Source organism: Pontixanthobacter aestiaquae (assembly GCF_009827455.1).
GTDB lineage: Bacteria > Pseudomonadota > Alphaproteobacteria > Sphingomonadales > Sphingomonadaceae > Pontixanthobacter > Pontixanthobacter aestiaquae.
Genome location: NZ_WTYZ01000001.1, coordinates 346425 through 363280, shown reverse-complemented (window position 1 = coordinate 363280; position 16856 = coordinate 346425). Strand labels below are relative to the sequence as shown.

General features: G+C 55.7%; 13 protein-coding genes. 6 read left to right on the top strand and 7 right to left on the bottom strand.

What is annotated here, in order from left to right; all coding sequences use genetic code 11:
* Nucleotides 1-29 precede the first annotated feature (29 nt).
* Complete coding sequence (locus GRI35_RS01615; RefSeq protein ID WP_160612405.1) at nt 30-866, top strand: FkbM family methyltransferase; 837 nt, start codon at nt 30-32, stop codon at nt 864-866.
* Nucleotides 867-897: 31 nt separating this feature from the next.
* Here GRI35_RS01615 and GRI35_RS01610 read toward each other — a convergent pair whose 3' ends face one another.
* From GRI35_RS01610 to GRI35_RS01595, 4 genes are all read right to left on the bottom strand, one after another.
* Complete coding sequence (locus tag GRI35_RS01610) at nt 898-2217, bottom strand: lipopolysaccharide biosynthesis protein (protein ID WP_160612404.1); 1320 nt, start codon at nt 2215-2217, stop codon at nt 898-900.
* The gene (gene asnB, locus GRI35_RS01605) at nt 2217-4187 is read right to left on the bottom strand and encodes an asparagine synthase (glutamine-hydrolyzing) (RefSeq protein ID WP_160612403.1); all 1971 of its coding nucleotides are present in this window, start codon (nt 4185-4187) and stop codon (nt 2217-2219) included. Before asnB ends, GRI35_RS01610 begins: the two co-directional genes overlap by 1 nt.
* Nucleotides 4188-4266: 79 nt before the next feature.
* Complete coding sequence (locus tag GRI35_RS01600; RefSeq protein ID WP_160612402.1) at nt 4267-5400, bottom strand: glycosyltransferase; 1134 nt, start codon at nt 5398-5400, stop codon at nt 4267-4269.
* A gap of 6 nt (nt 5401-5406) precedes the next feature.
* Nucleotides 5407-6156, bottom strand: coding sequence for an acyltransferase (locus tag GRI35_RS01595; RefSeq protein WP_160612401.1), 750 nt, complete (start codon nt 6154-6156; stop codon nt 5407-5409).
* Nucleotides 6157-6308: 152 nt separating this feature from the next.
* On the opposite strand from GRI35_RS01595, the gene GRI35_RS01590 reads away from it, so the two are divergent.
* Nucleotides 6309-7385: an EpsG family protein gene (locus GRI35_RS01590; protein WP_268894015.1), complete on the top strand. Its 1077-nt coding sequence runs from the start codon at nt 6309-6311 to the stop codon at nt 7383-7385.
* Nucleotides 7385-8443 carry an acyltransferase family protein gene (locus GRI35_RS01585; RefSeq protein WP_160612399.1) on the top strand — a complete coding sequence of 353 codons (1059 nt, stop codon included), beginning with the start codon at nt 7385-7387 and terminating at the stop codon, nt 8441-8443. The genes GRI35_RS01590 and GRI35_RS01585 overlap by 1 nt, the downstream gene beginning before the upstream one ends.
* On the opposite strand, the gene GRI35_RS01580 is transcribed toward GRI35_RS01585, so the two are convergent.
* The 3 genes from GRI35_RS01580 to GRI35_RS01570 are packed head-to-tail and all read right to left on the bottom strand — an operon-like array spanning nt 8440 to nt 12204.
* A complete protein-coding gene (locus GRI35_RS01580; protein ID WP_160612398.1) occupies nt 8440-9855 on the bottom strand; it encodes a hypothetical protein in 1416 nt (471 codons plus the stop codon). The two genes, GRI35_RS01585 and GRI35_RS01580, sit on opposite strands and share 4 nt — an antisense overlap.
* 7 nt (nt 9856-9862) lie before the next feature.
* Nucleotides 9863-10930, bottom strand: a complete 1068-nt coding sequence (locus GRI35_RS01575) for a polysaccharide pyruvyl transferase family protein (RefSeq protein WP_160612397.1) — start codon at nt 10928-10930, stop codon at nt 9863-9865.
* A complete protein-coding gene (locus GRI35_RS01570) occupies nt 10927-12204 on the bottom strand; it encodes a nucleotide sugar dehydrogenase (protein WP_160612396.1) in 1278 nt (425 codons plus the stop codon). Before GRI35_RS01570 ends, GRI35_RS01575 begins: the two co-directional genes overlap by 4 nt.
* Nucleotides 12205-12439: 235 nt before the next feature.
* Here GRI35_RS01570 and GRI35_RS01565 point away from each other — a divergent pair, with 235 nt between their 5' ends.
* The 3 genes from GRI35_RS01565 (at nt 12440) to GRI35_RS01555 (ending at nt 16856) form a co-directional block, all read left to right on the top strand.
* Nucleotides 12440-13828 (top strand): O-antigen ligase family protein, encoded by a 1389-nt coding sequence (locus tag GRI35_RS01565; RefSeq protein ID WP_160612395.1) that lies wholly within the window; start codon nt 12440-12442, stop codon nt 13826-13828.
* A gap of 130 nt (nt 13829-13958) precedes the next feature.
* Nucleotides 13959-14684, top strand: a complete 726-nt coding sequence (locus tag GRI35_RS01560) for a polysaccharide biosynthesis/export family protein (RefSeq protein ID WP_160612394.1) — start codon at nt 13959-13961, stop codon at nt 14682-14684.
* A gap of 12 nt (nt 14685-14696) precedes the next feature.
* Nucleotides 14697-16856, top strand: coding sequence for a GumC family protein (locus GRI35_RS01555; protein WP_160612393.1), 2160 nt, complete (start codon nt 14697-14699; stop codon nt 16854-16856).

Here is a 16856-nt window from a genome sequence, read left to right as displayed (position 1 = left end):
TACCGCGCAGCACCTGACGGAATAGAGATATGATCAAGAGCACCCTCCGCGCCTTAGTCGACACAGTGGATGGCCGCGGCGGTCGCTCAGTGCTGGCAGGTTTGGCCAATGGCATTGTCAAGGTGGCTGGCCGCGATCAGAAATTTTCCGTCGATAGCGAGGGCGATTGGGTCAATGCACAAGATGGCGCGAGTTTCGTGAGTCCTGATATCTTGTTCACCAAGTTGTCTGATAAGCAAGCCGAGATTCGCGATCTGTGGTGTTATCAACATGATGTGCAGGCGGGCGATGTCATCGTCGATGTTGGTGCAGGCATTGGTGACGAAGCTGTAGTTTTTTCGAAAATGGTCGGCCCAACTGGCCGGGTCATCGCGATTGAAGCGCATCCGCATACTTTCAGATGCTTGAAAAAGACGATTGCTCAATCGGGCTTGAAAAACGTCACCGCCATACATTGTGCCGTCGCTGATGCAGAGGGTACGCTGACTATCGAGGACAGTGCCGACCAAAACCACATTAGCCACTCGATAATGAAGTCTTCTGCGTCTGGCGTAGAAGTCCCTGCCCACCGCCTCGATACAATCCTGAAGCGCGAGAAGATTACTGATCTTGCGATGCTAAAGATGAACATAGAAGGCGCAGAGCGGCTCGCTATTAAGGGCATGAGGAAAGACGATTACTCGATTCGTCACTATGCTATCTCCTGCCACGACTTTGTGGCTGACCGCGATGGAACCGATGAACTGCGCACTCGAGAAGAAGTGTTAAAGCATTTCGGCGATATGGGATTGAAGATAGAGCAGCGACTTGGTGATCCGCGCCCGTGGGTCCGTGACTATGTCTATGCGAAGGAAGTGCGCGGCTGACTCGCACAGTCACCCGGCAGTCAGCGGGCGCTTAGCTAACGGCTCTCGGTGACAGTCCGATTATGCTGGTATCGAACCCTGTTTTTAAGCGAGCGAAGTACCACAATAATCCATTCCAGCAGATGGCAGCTGCCGCATTTGCAAGTGCTGCGCCGATCAAACCGAAACTTGGTATCAAGAGCAGGCAAAGCGCCACATTGATCGCCAGCGCAATGCCGGTCAGCAGCAGGGCCAGCTTCTCCTGATGGCTCATCACGAGCATAGAATGCGCCATCCCGATTGAGGCGCTGAAACATAATCCAAGCGAGATGATCAGCGCTGGCAAAACGGATGCGGTGAAGCCGTCCCCGAAAAGCCAAACCAGCAACGGCTCGCCAAACATCCAGATTGCTAGAGGGAGAGGTATGGCCGTCAGTAACGCCAGTCGGGAAAGGGTTGTGGCGGTTTTTGCCATCCCGGCAATATCATTCTCGGCCCGGATCCGCGCGAAACGTTGGCCGGCAAGCATATTGAGCGCGATATATCCGAAATTCGCGAGCATCGCGATTTGAAGCGCTGCGCGGTAGTATCCGACATCGGCAGCTGACGTGAAGCTACCGAGAAGCAGCAAGTCGATATAGCCATTTAGCTGGACCAGTCCTGCGCTGCCGGCCAGCGCCGCGGCGCTCCACACCCACGCTTTGCGGTCAGGTGCAACCAATTGGGTTGGCTTCTCCCGCGCGGTGATTGCCCCCAGGATAAATTGCCCGATGCATGCCGACACAAAAGCAGCGACAGCAAGTGCCGCGAAGATCGCGGGAAGATCAGTAACCGGGTCGGCTGAACCGTAACGAGCCCAAACGAACACCAAGCCTGCCAATAGCATGAGTGGTCTGATGAGCGTCTCAGGCAATTGAGCCAGAGCGGGCCTGTCGATTCCGCGGATCGCTGCCATGCGCATTGCTGATATTTGGTCGCAGAGCAGTGCGAGTGCCAAAAATCCGACCGTCAAATAGGCAAATGGCTTTAGCAGCTGTGCAATATCAGTGCTAGCAAAACCAATAGCGACCCATGCTAGAAATCCGGCAGTAGCAGCAAAGATCACGGCCGCGCGCGCACCCATTGCGGCCATCGCTTTCGATGTGCCGCTTAGTGCACCGTCATGGGCAACGGTGCGCAGCAATAAAGTCGACTGGCCATTCGATATTGGCACGGCGGCAATCGCCATCAGCGCGACGCAGTAACCATACACACCGAGCGACTCTGCACCGAAAAATTGTGCGATCACGATCGAAACCAGGATCGACAACCCGGTTCCGGCCACCCTGATACCAGCCACGGATGCTGCCTGCGTGATCAGTTTGCGGAGCATTATGAAGTTTGGTTCCGGTACCAACTTTGGAACATCAACACATTCCAGAGCATTGTCTCGTGGTCGCGTTTGCCAGACACATGCTCGTCCCACCGCTGGCGGACGGTTGCGATATGGAGCAAGCCGCTTTGACCAAGTGCGCTGTCGGACAGTTCGCTCTCCGCCCAATCGCGCAATCCTGTGCGTAGCCAGCGCCCGACAGGTATCGCAAAACCTGCTTTCGGGCGATCAACCAGTTCCTGCGGGACGTGACGATAGAGCAGCTCTCTCAGAATGGTTTTGCCCTCTCCGCTGCCATACCGCATTGCAGTGGGCAGGCTCCATGCGAAACGGAAGAGATCCCTATCGAGATAGGGAGTGCGGGTCTCGAGCGCGACTGCCATTGCCGCGCGGTCAACCTTAACCAGCACATCGTCAGCCATATATGTCGCTGTATCGACTAGCATTGCTCTCTCGGCAAAAGACAAAGTGCGCGCGCGCTGGTCCAGGCGGTTGGGCAGGGATGTGAATGCAACATCTCGTGACAGAATCGCTAGCGGATCGTCGGACGTGGCAAGTAACCGGTCATGAAAAGCGTCTTCATCGGGCATAGCCATGACGCGCGCGAGCTTTTGCAGTTTTTCGGCCGGCCGTCCTGCCGTCAGTTCCTTGGGTGCGAGCGGGCCGGCGAGGCGAACAGCGGAATTGACCATCCCCGCCGGGATGCTGGCCAGCGCGCCACCCGCCAGACGCCGCAACGGGCCCGGTAGCCGCGATGCGGAATTCCAAACGCGTGACCCTTGGAAGTAGCGATTATAGCCGCCAAAAATCTCGTCACCGCCATCACCCGATAAAGCAACCGTTACCTCGCGCCGAGCCATCTGCGCGACGAGATATGTCGGCACCTGGCTCGAGTCTGCGAACGGTTCGTCGTGAATGCCCGAAATAGTCGGGACGGCAGCTTGAACTTGCTCGGGTGTCAGGACTAATTCGGTGTGATCGGTGCCCAGATGGTCGGCGACAGCTTTGGCTGCGGGGGATTCATCAAAGCCTTCCTCTGCCATTCCGATTGAGAATGTCCGGACCGGTTGACTCGCATTCGCCTGCATCATGGCAACAGTCAGTGAGGAATCGATGCCGCCTGACAGAAATGCGCCCAAAGGAACGTCGGAGATTGTCCGCCGCGCGGTTCCTTCGCGCATAAGCGTCTCTGCGTGGTCAACTGCCTGATCGAGCGTGCCATCAAATTCTGCCGCGCGTGCGATCAGTGCATCGCCGGTCATGTCCCACCAGGCTTGCGGATCGGGCAGCACACCTGACTGGATGTCTTTCTTGCCGATGGTTACTCGGTGGGCAGGCGGGAGCTTGGAGACCCCTTCCCAAATCGAGGCCACTCCAGGAACATAGGAATATTTGAAAAAGTCACCGAGAGCATCGAGATCCAGTTCAGGGGCGAAGCCGGGGACAGCCTCTAGCGCTTTCAATTCGGATCCGAAGAGCAAGCAGCCTTTCCAAAGACCGTAATATAGCGGCTTCTCGCCAAATGCATCGCGGATCAGCGTAAGCTCACGCGTTTGCTTGTCGAACACTGCCATACCGAACATGCCGTCGATCAGATCGAGTGTTGGCTGAATTCCGTCGCGAGCAAAGCACTCGAGCAGGATCTCCGTATCGGAATGACCGCGCCACGCAATCGCGCCGTGGCGTGCCTCCAATTGAGAGCGGAGCTCGGCAAAATTATAAATCTCGCCATTGAAAGCGAGCGCCAGCCGGTCATCCTTGGAATGCATCGGCTGCGCACCTGCGGGCGACAGATCAAGGATCGATAAACGCCGATGCCCCAAGGCGACTTGTGCGTCGTTATCGGCCCACAGACCTTCAGCGTCGGGGCCGCGATGCGTGATTGCATCCGACATCGCTTTGGTCAGCGAAGCATAGCTACCACCGCCGAGCTGTTCGATTGCGCCGAAAATACCAGTCAGGCCGCACATAGGTTGCTTTCCACGACATCTCTTCGGGGGTTGCCAGCCGACCAAGGTCGCCAGTCAGTGGGCTGAATTGCACGAACAGTCATGATGTAACGAGTGCCCGCAATGACGCGCTGTCTGCCGTTTTCGCCGCCTCCAGCAATGCTTCCCAACGAGAGACCACCGCATCAAGTGAATATTGCTGGATTGTCGCGGGTGCAGAGGCGGCTAGCTCAAGGCGCTCTGCATCATTTGCCACTAATCTGCGCAGAGCACCTGCCAGATTTTTGACCCGGTCTGGTTCGGGCGAAATCAATAGGCCGTTAACTCCGTTTTCGATTAGCGCTGCAGCCCCCGCACAATCCGAGAAGCCTATGACCGGGCGACCGCTCGCCATTCCTTCGATGGCGACCATCGGCAACGCTTCATAGCGAGACGGCATGGCGACTATCGCTGCTTGGGCATATTCGCGTGCCACATCTCTGACGATTCCGGGCAATTCGATGCGTTTGGCTACTGGTGAACGCGCGATCTGGGCCTCCAGACCGGGCCGAGTAACACCTTCACCAGCGAGGCGTAATGTCCACTCGGGAAACTCGTCAGCGATCTGCTCGAAGGCGGCAATAAGCGTGGCTTGATCCTTCTCCACGCGCAACCCACCAACGCACAGAACTTGCTTCTTCGGGGTCAAGTGCTGCGCGCGTCCGAACGTCTCAAGGTCAACCGGGTTAGGCATCACGACAAGGTTGTTGCGGAATGACTCGCCATGCTCTGCGCGGATGATCGGCGAGACGACAGTCTTGGCGAATGAAAATTTTTGCACCAGTCTGGTCAGCGCCTTCTCAAATCCGCGCCCGACAAAATGCGCTCCGGCAGTATGCTCGCTGAGGATGACCGGCACACCGGTACCGAACAAGCCGAACGCCACCGGAACATAGGTGGAATGCATAAAGGCAACTGCTGCATCTGGCTTCAATGTGCGGGCTAGACTGCGCACACCGCGCATGATTTTTGGCATATTGCTGCGCGGTGTGGATATGCCCGGCTCGCCTGCACCCAGCAGATGCACTGTGATATTGGGAGCGATATCGTAAAACAATTCTTGTCCGGGTTGATCGAATGTCACCACATCAATTGAGTGTCCGCGCTGCGACAGCTCGTTGATGAGTTCGACAAACACACGCTCAGCTCCGCCGCCGGCAATGACTAGCCCTTTAATGGCAAAGAGAAGGCGCATGGCTGATTAGCCTCCGGGGGAGAGGGGTGAGCCGTTTTCGGCTGACTCTTCATCGATCAGATCAGGCCGCGTTGGGTAGGTCACCAACACTTTCGAGTCTTCGTCCAAATCTTTCAGCACCTTGGCTGGCATTCCGCCGATTACTTTCCACGTGCCTTCGATATTCTTGCTGACCACCGATCCAAGGGCAAGCACACAATATTCACCAATTGAAGATCCGGCAACGAACTGCACATTTGACCCAACGTAACAATTGCGGCCGATCGATACTGGCGCGCTTTTCTGCCGGTTGTGTGTCCAGATATTCGAGTTGCGCCCTGCAAAAACCACTGACTCACCAAATGTGACTTTGTCGGTAAAGTCGATCTTGTGGTTCACAGTAATGACAGCCCCCTCACCGAGTTCCAGCCTTGGATCAAATTCACCTAGGACCAAGGGGTCGAGTATCGAGTTGATCTCGTTGAAACGGAAGATGTGGCATTTGTCGCCAATCTTGATTTCCGAACCCCCGAAAATACGGTTCGCAAAACCGATAATGACATCGGCACCGATCAACAGATTCTGGTTTCGGTAGAAGAGGTTGAAATGACCGATCCGGGTACGATCACCGATTACGCAGTTCTCGGCGACAATGGCGCTGAGCCCGATTTTAACGCGCTTGCCAATTTTATAGCCAAAGCCCAGCCGGTAAATCCAAACTTTCAAAAAACTGGGAAACGGAACGATCAGCAACGCAATAATCAAGCGCAGTTTCATGATACTGGTTGTCCCCGTTAAGTGCCAAATATTGCGGTATTCAAACCACTGATAAGGTCCAAGGTACATTCGCCCTTGCTGGAAGAGGGCTGATACGGCATCTGACATCGCGACACAACCACGCAGCAAACGAACACCGGAGCAAACGCAGCATGTGGCCATTTTTGGCATTCGGCGGACTCTACGCCATTGGCGGCACGTTGGGCCGCCCGGGCAATCCGTCACGGGTTTTGTGGGTCGGCCTGTTTCTGATCACCGTGTTCTTTGTCGGTTTGCGCCACCATGTGGGTATGGATTGGAACAATTATCTGCGGATGATCTATGCGGTTAATACTGCGCCAACATTCTTCGATATCTTCAGATATGCCGAGCCATTCTATGCAATCCTGCTGTGGATCGGTGCGGAAAGCGGCTGGGGTATTTATCTCACCAACCTGATCGCTGCCTTCATAACTATGGCGGGCATCTTTGCCTTTGCAAAACGAACACATGAGCCATGGTTGGCTCTGGTAGCTGCGTTGCCATTTCTGATTACCGTGATTTCAATGACAGCAAACCGACAATCGACGGCTGTTGGTGTACTGATGCTTTTCTTGGCTTACTGGCATAGACTGAACGTTCCGATGCGCGTTCTGGCCGTATTTATTTGCGCCGGATTTCATGCCAGTGCGCTGATTTTTCTGGCTTTTATTGTCGTTGATCTCCGGCTTCCAAAAGCCCTGAAGGTAGCAGGCATGGCAATATTTGCGCTGGCCGCAATCTATGTCCTGCAGACCTCCGGTTTTGCGGCCTATTACGATCAGGCATACGGGCGCGGACAATCCGAAGAAGTACAATCAAGCGGCGCGATTTTTCATGTGGCAATGACAGCCCTTCCCGCGTTGCTTTATCTCATTTTTGGTAAATTCGCACCGACTGCTTTTCCTCCAAGCTTGCTACGCAATATGTCGATTGCCGCGGCATTAACACTGCTCATAATACCATTTGCTTCTGCGGCGGCTGGCCGCATCTCTTTCTATTGGTTTCCGGTCGCAATGTGGGTGATTGCAGCAATACCTTCTGCGGTTGACCCCAAACTCCGCAAACTGGTTCGGTTTCTTATATCCGGCGCTATGGTGTCGCTTATGTTCGGTTGGCTTATGTTTGCCAACTCTGCCGTAGGGCATATTCCCTATTTGAACGCGCTGTTCGTGGACGCATGGCTGTTAGAGATTTTGGTTCTGCCTTGATGACTGCCAATCGCCTTGCACGGCTCGATTCTATCCGCGCGCTGGGCGTGCTGCTGGTCGTGGCTTATCACACTTCATATCGCTTCGAGCCACCACAGTTGGACCTGATCGGGCGCGTATTGCGCGTGATTGGCTGGATGGGTGTCGATCTGTTCTTTGCGCTGAGCGGATTTTTGATCGGAATGATCCTGGCAATGGAAAAGAATCGGCGCGATATTGCGCTGTTTTTCCGCAAGCGGTTCTTCCGGATTGTGCCGATCTTTGTGGTCGCGGTGATAACTTTCGGCGTAGGTGATTGGCTGCTTGTCGATGGCCAGAATCTGGCGAATATCTGGAAACCCTTTCTGTTTCTGACGGGCTATATGACGCCGTTCCAAGGCGAAGCCTTGGTGCCTTACACGATCACATGGTCGCTTTCTGTCGAAGTATCAGCCTACATCCTGCTTGGCCTTTTGGCGTGGAAATCATGGGACCGCTTCAAGCAAGTTCTGATCTTGGTCGTGCTATTGTCACTACCGCTGCGGATATGGCTTTCCCTTGGTCTTGGATGGGAAGATCATATGATCGGGCTGTTTCCGCCGGCCCGGTTTGACGCGATAGCGCTTGGGGCATTGGCGGCGCTGGGAACATTCGACCGACTTCTGAAAATCAAGCGTGCGGCATTGATCTATGGCGCTGCGACTATCGCGATCATAATCCTGTTTCGCTTTGCCACCTGGTACCCGCCTTTCATCGGCACTGTCGGGTATTTAATCTTCGGATTGGCGGCAGCTTTGTGGGTTGGGGCGCTGGCGAGAGTAGACGGACCAAGCGGATGGTTCGTGGCAGCGACGGCGAGTGTCGGGCTAGTTTCGTACTTTATGTACCTGTTCCACTTGTTCTTTATCCAAGCCTTGATGATCGTCGACGCACAATTTGCGTTAGAGCTTGGTTTTTGGTCGGCATTCCTGATCGCTTCGGCGCTGACATATGTCGCGGGCCTGATTTCATGGCATTGGTTTGAAAAACCGCTTAACGCCTATGCGAGCAAGCCGCGGGAACCTTCGCTGGTTCCCTAATCGTCAAGCGCGGCTATCAACCCTTCAATCGTATAGGCCGCGCCCGGTTGGATAGCCTGCCAAGCGTCTTTGAATGCAGCGCTGCGTTTGGCAGGGTCGAGTACGCGGCCGAGTGCGTGCTGAAGTTCCTCTGAATTCTGAACCAGAAGCGGATGGCGTGAATAAAGCAAATCACTTTGCATTGGGGCCGTCTGGGCGACAATTGCTGGCTGTCCGAGCCGCAAAGCGTCGGTAAGCACGGTCGACGGTGTGGTGACCACGGCAGAAAAATTGCCAAGCGCCTCATAGGGAAGATCATCGGGCCAACGGGCAAAGCCTGCTTCGGCAATGGCACTCTCCAGCCGGGCCTTCTCGTTCGGGTCGACCAAGTTTATCTGCGGGTGCGGCCTCCACAACATGTCCGCCGGTTTTTGCCCCTTTTGCAGTGCCGCCTCGGCAACCAATTGCACCATGGCAATGTCCGCGCCTGCTCCGCTCGTTCGGTACGCTGCATGTTGCAGATGGGTATAGGACGTCAGCACAGCCCATGTTCCGTTACCCTGCGAAACGACGGGTGGCTCAAGTGGCACATGCGTGCATTTCCCGTATGCAGGCAATGATCGACCGAGTTTGGCGTCGGCCCCGCTGGGGAAGATCGCGACATCGGATAAGCCGGTAAACGGCCAGCCAATATTGGTGCCATGCACGGCATGAACGGTCGTTACGCCCTGCAACTGCATGCGCTGTTCAAGCTGCGAGGTATCCGCATTGCCGGTGTGTCCGAACAATGCGGTACTGATCGCAGCACCGTCGGAAGCGCGCTCCCACCATCTGACATAGGCTGCGCCTTGGGCCATTCGGTAAGCGATTGCGATGCGGATTTTGAACGGGATATGGCGGCGATATCGTGTAGTCTGCTCGATACTTGCGAACATCTGGCGAATGATCAGCGGAACGGCACGCAAATAGCTGCCTAGGTAAAGCGGCCGTATGACCGAGTGATCGCTCAGCTCGGCATTTGGATCAAGCGCGGCGAACGCTTCCGACACCGATGACAATGGGCGGCCCATCAATAATATTGCACTACGCTCGTCGGGGTTTTCTCTATGATAGGCTACCAGTGCCCGTCGTAAGGGGCGGGTACGTGTGGTGTCTTCACCATTGAGTGCCAACACTGTTGAGGTGCTGGCGAGAGTGGCGCGTGCTCTGCGTGTTGCCGTACCGCCATATCGCAGAATCAATAGGCCGAGCATCGCAATGGCAATTTTGAACGCGATGATTTGAGCAATCGCATTGATGGCAAAATTGGCTGGCTTCGATGGCGCTAGCCCCGATGCCTCGGTCAGAGCTGCCAATTCGAATTGCCAAATAGGGTCATCGATGTCGCTTACGGCTTCACTGATCAGGGATGTTGTATCCTCGATCCTTTGCATGGCTGGCTTAACCCCGCGCTAGCGCGGCTAGATCTGTGAACAACATCTCCATCGCGCTGCGGCCCGCTTGGAGGAAGCTGTCTAGATTTGCAGCCTCATTGCCATGCCACTGTGCTGCTTTTTCAAGCATGGCCGTGTCGAGAGTGTCCAGATTTTCGAGCAGACGCCACGGCTCCAGACCTGCATCTGCGAGCGTCGCTTCGTTCTTATGCGTGTTTGACGACAGCGCGAGCATCGGCGTTCGTGCAGCGAGGCAGAAGATCAGCATGTGAAAGCGCCCGGTCAGGACCAGGTTTTTCGCCGCCACCTGCGCGGTTGTGACATCGCGGTTAGGTTCCTGCTCGCGGTAGTCCTGCAATGTTGCGCGCAATGCCGGAACTGCATGAAACGGGTTGAAGATGGCGCTCTTGCTTGCACCAAAGCGCAGCAACCAACGCAGCGTAGTCATCGGTTCGAACGGCAATTGCACAATCGGCAGAGGCTCCCCGCCCAGCGCCCACATCCGATTATAAAGCTCTAGGGCCTTCTGCCCTTGCACGTTATCGCAATAGCCGACCCCGCTCCGCTGAGCAGATGCGGCAGGCTTGTGATACAAAGCAAGATCGGGAATTCGCCGTGCGTCGATGCCGTGTCCGGTGAGCTCCGCGTGACTGGCTCTTTCCCGGACAGTGATAATGTCGAAATTCTCGAGCGCGTGCAGGCTTTCCGCGTCGTTTGCTTGCCAGGTTGAATTGATCAGTGCCGCTTTGGTATTTTTGCTTTTGGCATAGGCACCCACCTCGAGCAGTTTTTTGCCCGCAGGCCGGTCATGATGGATTGTACCCTCACCATTGACGATAACCAGATCGGCGCGCTCAATCGCCGACGTGATCTCCGCATTCGCACGCCAGTCGGTATGGGCAGGGCTCTTGGCAATGATGCGCATATTGTTGGCTTCAGACAGCGTGCCGATTGTTTCAATAACAGTCGTGCATCCGTGATGCAGGTCTATGCGTGTATCATTCAGCAAAACAGTATCGACTGTTTTGCCACCGTCATCGGCAGTTGAAATTGCTGGAGCGGTTACGTTTGTCACAGACGGCCGTCGCTCTGATCTTTCGGGAACAGCCCCTTGGCATCGAAGAATACCGCTTTGTCATTCCCCAGTGCGCGGATTTCGTCGGCGCCCATATCGGCAAATTGGTGATGGCCGACGGCGAGAATAACAGCATCATACGTGTCTTTTTCCGGCGACTCTTTCAGGGGCCGGATGCCAAACTCATGCTCTGCCTCGTCATGATTGATCCACGGATCATAGACATCAACATCGGCGTTGAACTCCTGCATCCGCTCGATCACGCCCGCGACTTTCGAATTGCGCAAATCAGGGCAGTTTTCCTTGAATGTCAGGCCCAGCACCAAAACCTTGGCGTCGGCAACCGGCACACGGTTTTTGAGCATAAGATGCACAACGCGGTCGGCGACGTAAGCGCTCATCCCGTCATTCACCCGCCGTCCGGCCAAGATCATCTCAGGGTGATAGCCGACCTGCGCCGCGCGGTGCGTCAGATAATAGGGGTCGACCCCGATGCAATGCCCGCCAACCAGACCGGGCGTGAAGGGCAGGAAGTTCCATTTTGTCCCTGCCGCGGCGAGGACTTCGCGGGTATCAAGACCAAGCTTTTCGAAAAGGATCGCCAGCTCGTTGATCAGCGCGATATTGACGTCGCGCTGGGTGTTTTCGATGACTTTGGCCGCTTCGGCGACTTCGATGGAAGCGGCTTTGTGCGTTCCGGCGGTGATGATTTCGCTATAAAGCGCATCGATCGCGTCGGCGACCTCCGGGGTCGAGCCGCTGGTGATTTTGGTGATAAGTGATAGACGCCGCTCTTTGTCGCCAGGATTGATCCGCTCCGGGCTGTAACCCGTGAAGAAATCGACGTTGTGTGTGAGGCCTGACACCCTCTCCAGCACTGGCACGCAATAGCCTTGTGTACAGCCGGGGTAGACCGTCGATTCGTAGATCACGACAGAGCCTTTCTTAAGCGCTTTACCGACTGTTTCTGAGGATTTCAGCAGTGGGGTCAGATCAGGCCTGTTTGCATCATCGATCGGAGTCGGCACCGTGACGATAAAGACACCGCAATCATCCAGATCAGCGGGATCGGCGCTGAACTTTATATATCGCGCTTCCGCCAGTTCGTCGGAGTCCACCTCGAGCGTTTCGTCATGTCCTTCGCGCAGCTCGGCCACGCGGCCTTCGCGAATATCGAAGCCCAAAACCGGGCGCGTTTTTCCGAACTCTACCGCGACAGGCAAGCCGACATAGCCGAGTCCGATAACGGCAATTTTTGCGTCTGAGAGATACATTGCGACAGTTCCTAAAGAAGCCTCGCTATAAACCGTGTTGGGTGGCGGTGAGCGTGCTCGTAATTGCGGGAGCTGCGTTACGGATACGTGACGGACAGTCAAGGTCGCAGTGGCTATTGCAGGATATTGCAAGATGGCCTTGTGCTCGGTTGGCTTGACAGTCACAGCGTCTGCTAAGAGGGAGGACGCGTCAACAAAGACCAGCCATCTGGGTAGCGCGAGAAACATTAGTTCCATGAAAATCACCCGCGACAGGCATGAATCCTCCCGCTCCTACGGATGGATCGCGCTCGCCCTTTTTGCCATCATGGTGGCCTTGCTTGGGGGGAGTTCGCGCGCCGATGCGGTGCAGATCACGGTGCTCCGGCCTATGGCTGCGCTGTTTCTGATCCCTGCGCTCTATTTCCTTACCAAGGACAGGCTGGCACCCGTCAGAACTCCCGCTATGCTGCTTGGCGCACTCGCGATTTGCATGGCGATCCAACTGATCCCGTTTCCTGCCGGGATATGGCAGGCATTGCCGGGACGCGGCCCCGTAGAAGCAGCGGGCGCTCAGCTCGGGATGGGCGACCTCTGGCGGCCGATATCGATGGTGCCCACTCGTGGATATAATGCGCTGTTGAGCCTGCTCGTGCCGATCGGAGCCTTGCTCCTGTTTGCGGCGATGGGCGTGCGCCGAATGGTTCCGTTCCTGATTCTGATCGGGCTGGGTGCGGCCAACGCGCTGCTTGGCATCTTGCAGGTGGTGGCAGGCAGAGGAAGCCCGCTATTCTTCTATGAGATCACCAATTATGGCTCTGCAGTCGGCTTCTTCGCCAATCACAATCACAGTGCTGTCTTCGCCGCTATGACTTTGCTGATGATCGCTTATGTAATGACCAGCGCGGCACTTGCGATTACCCGGCCGTGGCAACGTTTGTTGCTGGGCTCGCTATATCTGCTGGTATTACTGGCAGCATTGATCGGCGGCTCGCGTGCTGGCTTGCTAACGACCATCCTCGCCATAGGCGCGAGCGCTTTCCTGTTCTGGAATGCGTGGCGAAGCCGGTGGTCTGAACCCAAGTGGGAGCGCGCCGCACTAGCGATCAGTCCCATTTGGCTGATTGGCATTGCGGCCGCAGGGCTGGTCGCAATTGTTGCAATATTCGCTGCTTTCGATCGGATACCCGCATTGGCACGCGTGACCGAGGCAGGGACGTTTGAAGATTTGCGCTGGAGTCTACTCCCGACATTGCGCGAAATGGTGATAACATATGGCCTGTTGGGCGCAGGCTTCGGCTCTTTTGAAGAGGTTTATCATATTCATGAACCCGCGAGCCTGATGGTTCCGTCTTACGTAAACCAGGCGCATAATGATCTGGCGCAACTCATTATCGAGGGCGGGTTGCCCGCGCTCGTAATTCTCTGTGCTTTTCTCGTATGGCTGGTGCGTTCACTGCGCGACATCATGCGGATGGGTTCAGACCGTTTGGCAAAGCTGGCCTTTTGGCTGACCACTTTCACGATAATAATGTTTGCCAGCCTGTTCGATTACCCGCTGCGCACACCCCTATTTCAAGCGATTGCGGTTTGGCTGGTGGCGATACTGGCGGTAGAGCGCGCCAGGTTGATATCTCCGGATTGAACTTTTGCCTGCAGAATTATTCAGAGTATCAAAGAAATGCGCGTGACAAGGCATTTGTAAACAGGGTGATTGCCGGGAAAAATCTCTTTGCTTATGATGGTCCTAGGGTTAAGGCGGCGGCGCTCGGGACATGAAGGACACCATGGCAGGTTTTACCAAGACTATACTGGTATCGATAATAATGGCGGCCACCCTTGCGGGTTGTGCATCCAGAGATCGCTCGGTTGGCCTCGCGCCCAATATCGAGGTCGCGGCGCTATCGCAGCTGCCGGCACCGTCTGGCGTAACGCCGTACACGGTCGGCAAGCAGGAACAGCTCGAGATCACCGTCGCCGATGCGGAATCGATGAGCGGTACATATCTGACAGATTCCGAAGGATATATTTCCTTTCCGCTGGTCGGTGACCTGTTCGTTGCAGGCAAAACGCCCAATCAAACTGCCAAAATGATCGCAGACCGTTTGCGCGGCGAATATATCGTCAATCCGCAGGTGCGCGTGCGCCCGACCAGTATGATTGCACCGTCGATTTCGATTGGTGGAGAGGTGACAAATCCTGGCACCTATCCGGCTGCAACCTCGCAGACCCTGCTTCGCGCGGTCAATAATGCAGGCGGACTGGCCGAATATGCCAAGGTTGATGATGTGCTTCTAATCCGAACTGTCGATAATAAGCGCTATATTGGCGTGTACAACATTGAAGCGATTCAGCGCGGGAACTATGAAGACCCGATTATTTTTCCCGGCGATGTTGTGACCGTGGGTGACTCGGTAGGGCGTCGTAATCTGGAAAACATCCTGCAGTTTATTCCGCTGCTATCGACGAGCGCGATCTTGATTGATCGCACCTTTAACTGATCGCGAGTTCAGATGACCAATAGCAATTCCGTCGATAATGGATATCCAACCGGGCCGGTAGATGAAGCCGGTGCATCCGATTCCTTTCGGATCGACCTCGAGCGGTTCTGGATTCAAGCGCTCAATCTGAAATTTTGGCTTTTGGGTATAATCGCGCTGGGCTTGCTTGCCGGGCTTGCTGCAACATTGCTGGCGACACCTCAATATCGCGCTACCGCGCGGATCGAAATTGCGCTCGCCCAACAGAATGTCACCGATGCCGAGCCGATCGAGATTGAAAGCCGCGGAGGAACATTACAGTATCTCGCGACGCAGTATGAGCTGCTAGAATCACGTTTTCTTGCAGAACGCGTGGTCGAAGCCGGCAACCTGACCCGCGACGAGCAATTCATCGAAGCATTCGATTTAAAAGAGAGCGGCAACCTGTCTCCAAGGCGGCTGCAATCGATTTTGCGGAGCAATGTCAGCGTCACTCCGGTTCAAGGCTCAAGCCTAGTTGATATCAGCTTTTCGAGCCCGGACCGTGAAGTTTCTGCGCGGATCGCCAATCTGTGGGCCAAGGAGTTTCTTGACGCCAATTACGAGAAGCTCTTCGGCAAAAATATCGAAGCGCGAGAGTTTCTGGAAGAACAGATCGAAGAATTGCGCGAACGCTTGGCTTTGTCCGAGCGCGAATTGATTGATTATGCCAATGCCAATGGCATCGTTATTCTGGCACCTCGCGGCGACAGCGAAGGCTCCGAAACCGCAACGCAAACGCTGGTGGGGGCGGAGCTGAGCGCCTTGAACGAAGCGCTGGCCCAAGCCACCACCGAACGCATTCAGGCACAGAGTGCTTTGCGGGCTGGCGCGCGGAACGAGACCGGTGCAGCCGCCGCCGCCACATTGCGCAATCGCTTGGCGGAAGCGCAGTCGCAGCTTGCCGAACTGCGTTCCAAGTTTGGCCCAGGCTATCCCGAGATTAAGGCCAAAGAGGCCGAAGTCGCATCGCTCAGGCAAGCGCTTGAAGGCGAAAGCGTAGTCGACAATCGTGATCTGCAAGCGGCATTCCGCAAGGCGCAGCTCCAAGAAGATTCGCTGCGCGCGAAATTGCAGGAATCGAAGAACTCGTTCCTTGGCCAGCAAGGTCAGGGCATTCAATACGGCATTTTGAAGCGCGAGGTTGATACCAACCGCGAACTCTATGACGGGCTGCTGCAGCGCTATAAAGAGCTCGAAGCCGCTGGCGCCGGTAAAAACAACATGAATCTGATCGACTCGGCGACACCGCCGGGCGGCCCTTTCTCGCCGTCGCTTTTGCGCAATCTGCTGATCGGTCTTGTGGCCGCACTGATCGTAGCTGCGGCGCTCGTCTATCTTCGCGAGACAATGGACCAGACAGTCCGCGATCCATCCGATGTCAGTCGCCGCCTTGGACTGTCTCCGCTTGGGCTTATTCCGCGTGTTGTCGCTGCGGACATTGTCGACGAACTTGAACGGCGCAGCTCGGAAATCAGTGAAGCCTATGCCGCCGCGCGCACCAATATGGCATTCCTGACTAGCGACGGCGCGCCGCGTTCTATGATGTTGACCAGCACGCGCCCCAACGAAGGTAAGAGTATCTCGTCGGTTGCGCTGGCGCGTAGCTTCGTGCAGCTCGGCAAAAAAGTGCTGCTGATCGACGCCGATTTGCGGCATTCAGGCCTCAGCGATTTTATTGGCGGCGATGCCAATCAGGACGCCGGCTTGAGCTCGATGCTCAGCGGCAACGGACAGCTTTCTGCAGCGATTGTACCGGTCGGCGCGCATGGCTTCGATATTCTGCCTACGGGCCACCGCCCGCCGAACCCGGTTGAACTTCTGGCAGGTCCTGGCCTCAAAAATGTGGTCGAGACTGCCTTGCAAACCTATGATCAGGTGATTGTCGACGGCGCACCTGTTCTCGGTCTCGCCGATGCGCTCGAAGTATCGAAATCGGTTGAAGGCGTCGTCTATGTGATCGAATCGAACGGCGTGAATATCCGCGCTGTCGAAAGCGCGCTCAGCCGCTTGAAATCGGCCAATGCCCGGATCTTCGGTGCGCTCGTTACAAAGCTGGATGAGCGCAACTCGGCTTATGGTTATGGCTACGGTTATGGCTACGGCTACGGTTATGGCGACGGCGCGGAAGAGCGCGACCGTCTAACCAGCTAA

Coding starts and splice junctions, on each gene's coding strand:
- GRI35_RS01615 (WP_160612405.1), top strand. CDS start 30: ATGATCAAGAGCACCCTCCGCGCCTTAGTCGACACAGTGGATGGCCGC.
- GRI35_RS01610 (WP_160612404.1), bottom strand. CDS start 2,217: ATGCTCCGCAAACTGATCACGCAGGCAGCATCCGTGGCTGGTATCAGG.
- asnB (WP_160612403.1), bottom strand. CDS start 4,187: ATGTGCGGCCTGACTGGTATTTTCGGCGCAATCGAACAGCTCGGCGGT.
- GRI35_RS01600 (WP_160612402.1), bottom strand. CDS start 5,400: ATGCGCCTTCTCTTTGCCATTAAAGGGCTAGTCATTGCCGGCGGCGGA.
- GRI35_RS01595 (WP_160612401.1), bottom strand. CDS start 6,156: ATGAAACTGCGCTTGATTATTGCGTTGCTGATCGTTCCGTTTCCCAGT.
- GRI35_RS01590 (WP_268894015.1), top strand. CDS start 6,309: ATGTGGCCATTTTTGGCATTCGGCGGACTCTACGCCATTGGCGGCACG.
- GRI35_RS01585 (WP_160612399.1), top strand. CDS start 7,385: ATGACTGCCAATCGCCTTGCACGGCTCGATTCTATCCGCGCGCTGGGC.
- GRI35_RS01580 (WP_160612398.1), bottom strand. CDS start 9,855: ATGCAAAGGATCGAGGATACAACATCCCTGATCAGTGAAGCCGTAAGC.
- GRI35_RS01570 (WP_160612396.1), bottom strand. CDS start 12,204: ATGTATCTCTCAGACGCAAAAATTGCCGTTATCGGACTCGGCTATGTC.
- GRI35_RS01565 (WP_160612395.1), top strand. CDS start 12,440: ATGAAAATCACCCGCGACAGGCATGAATCCTCCCGCTCCTACGGATGG.
- GRI35_RS01560 (WP_160612394.1), top strand. CDS start 13,959: ATGAAGGACACCATGGCAGGTTTTACCAAGACTATACTGGTATCGATA.
- GRI35_RS01555 (WP_160612393.1), top strand. CDS start 14,697: ATGACCAATAGCAATTCCGTCGATAATGGATATCCAACCGGGCCGGTA.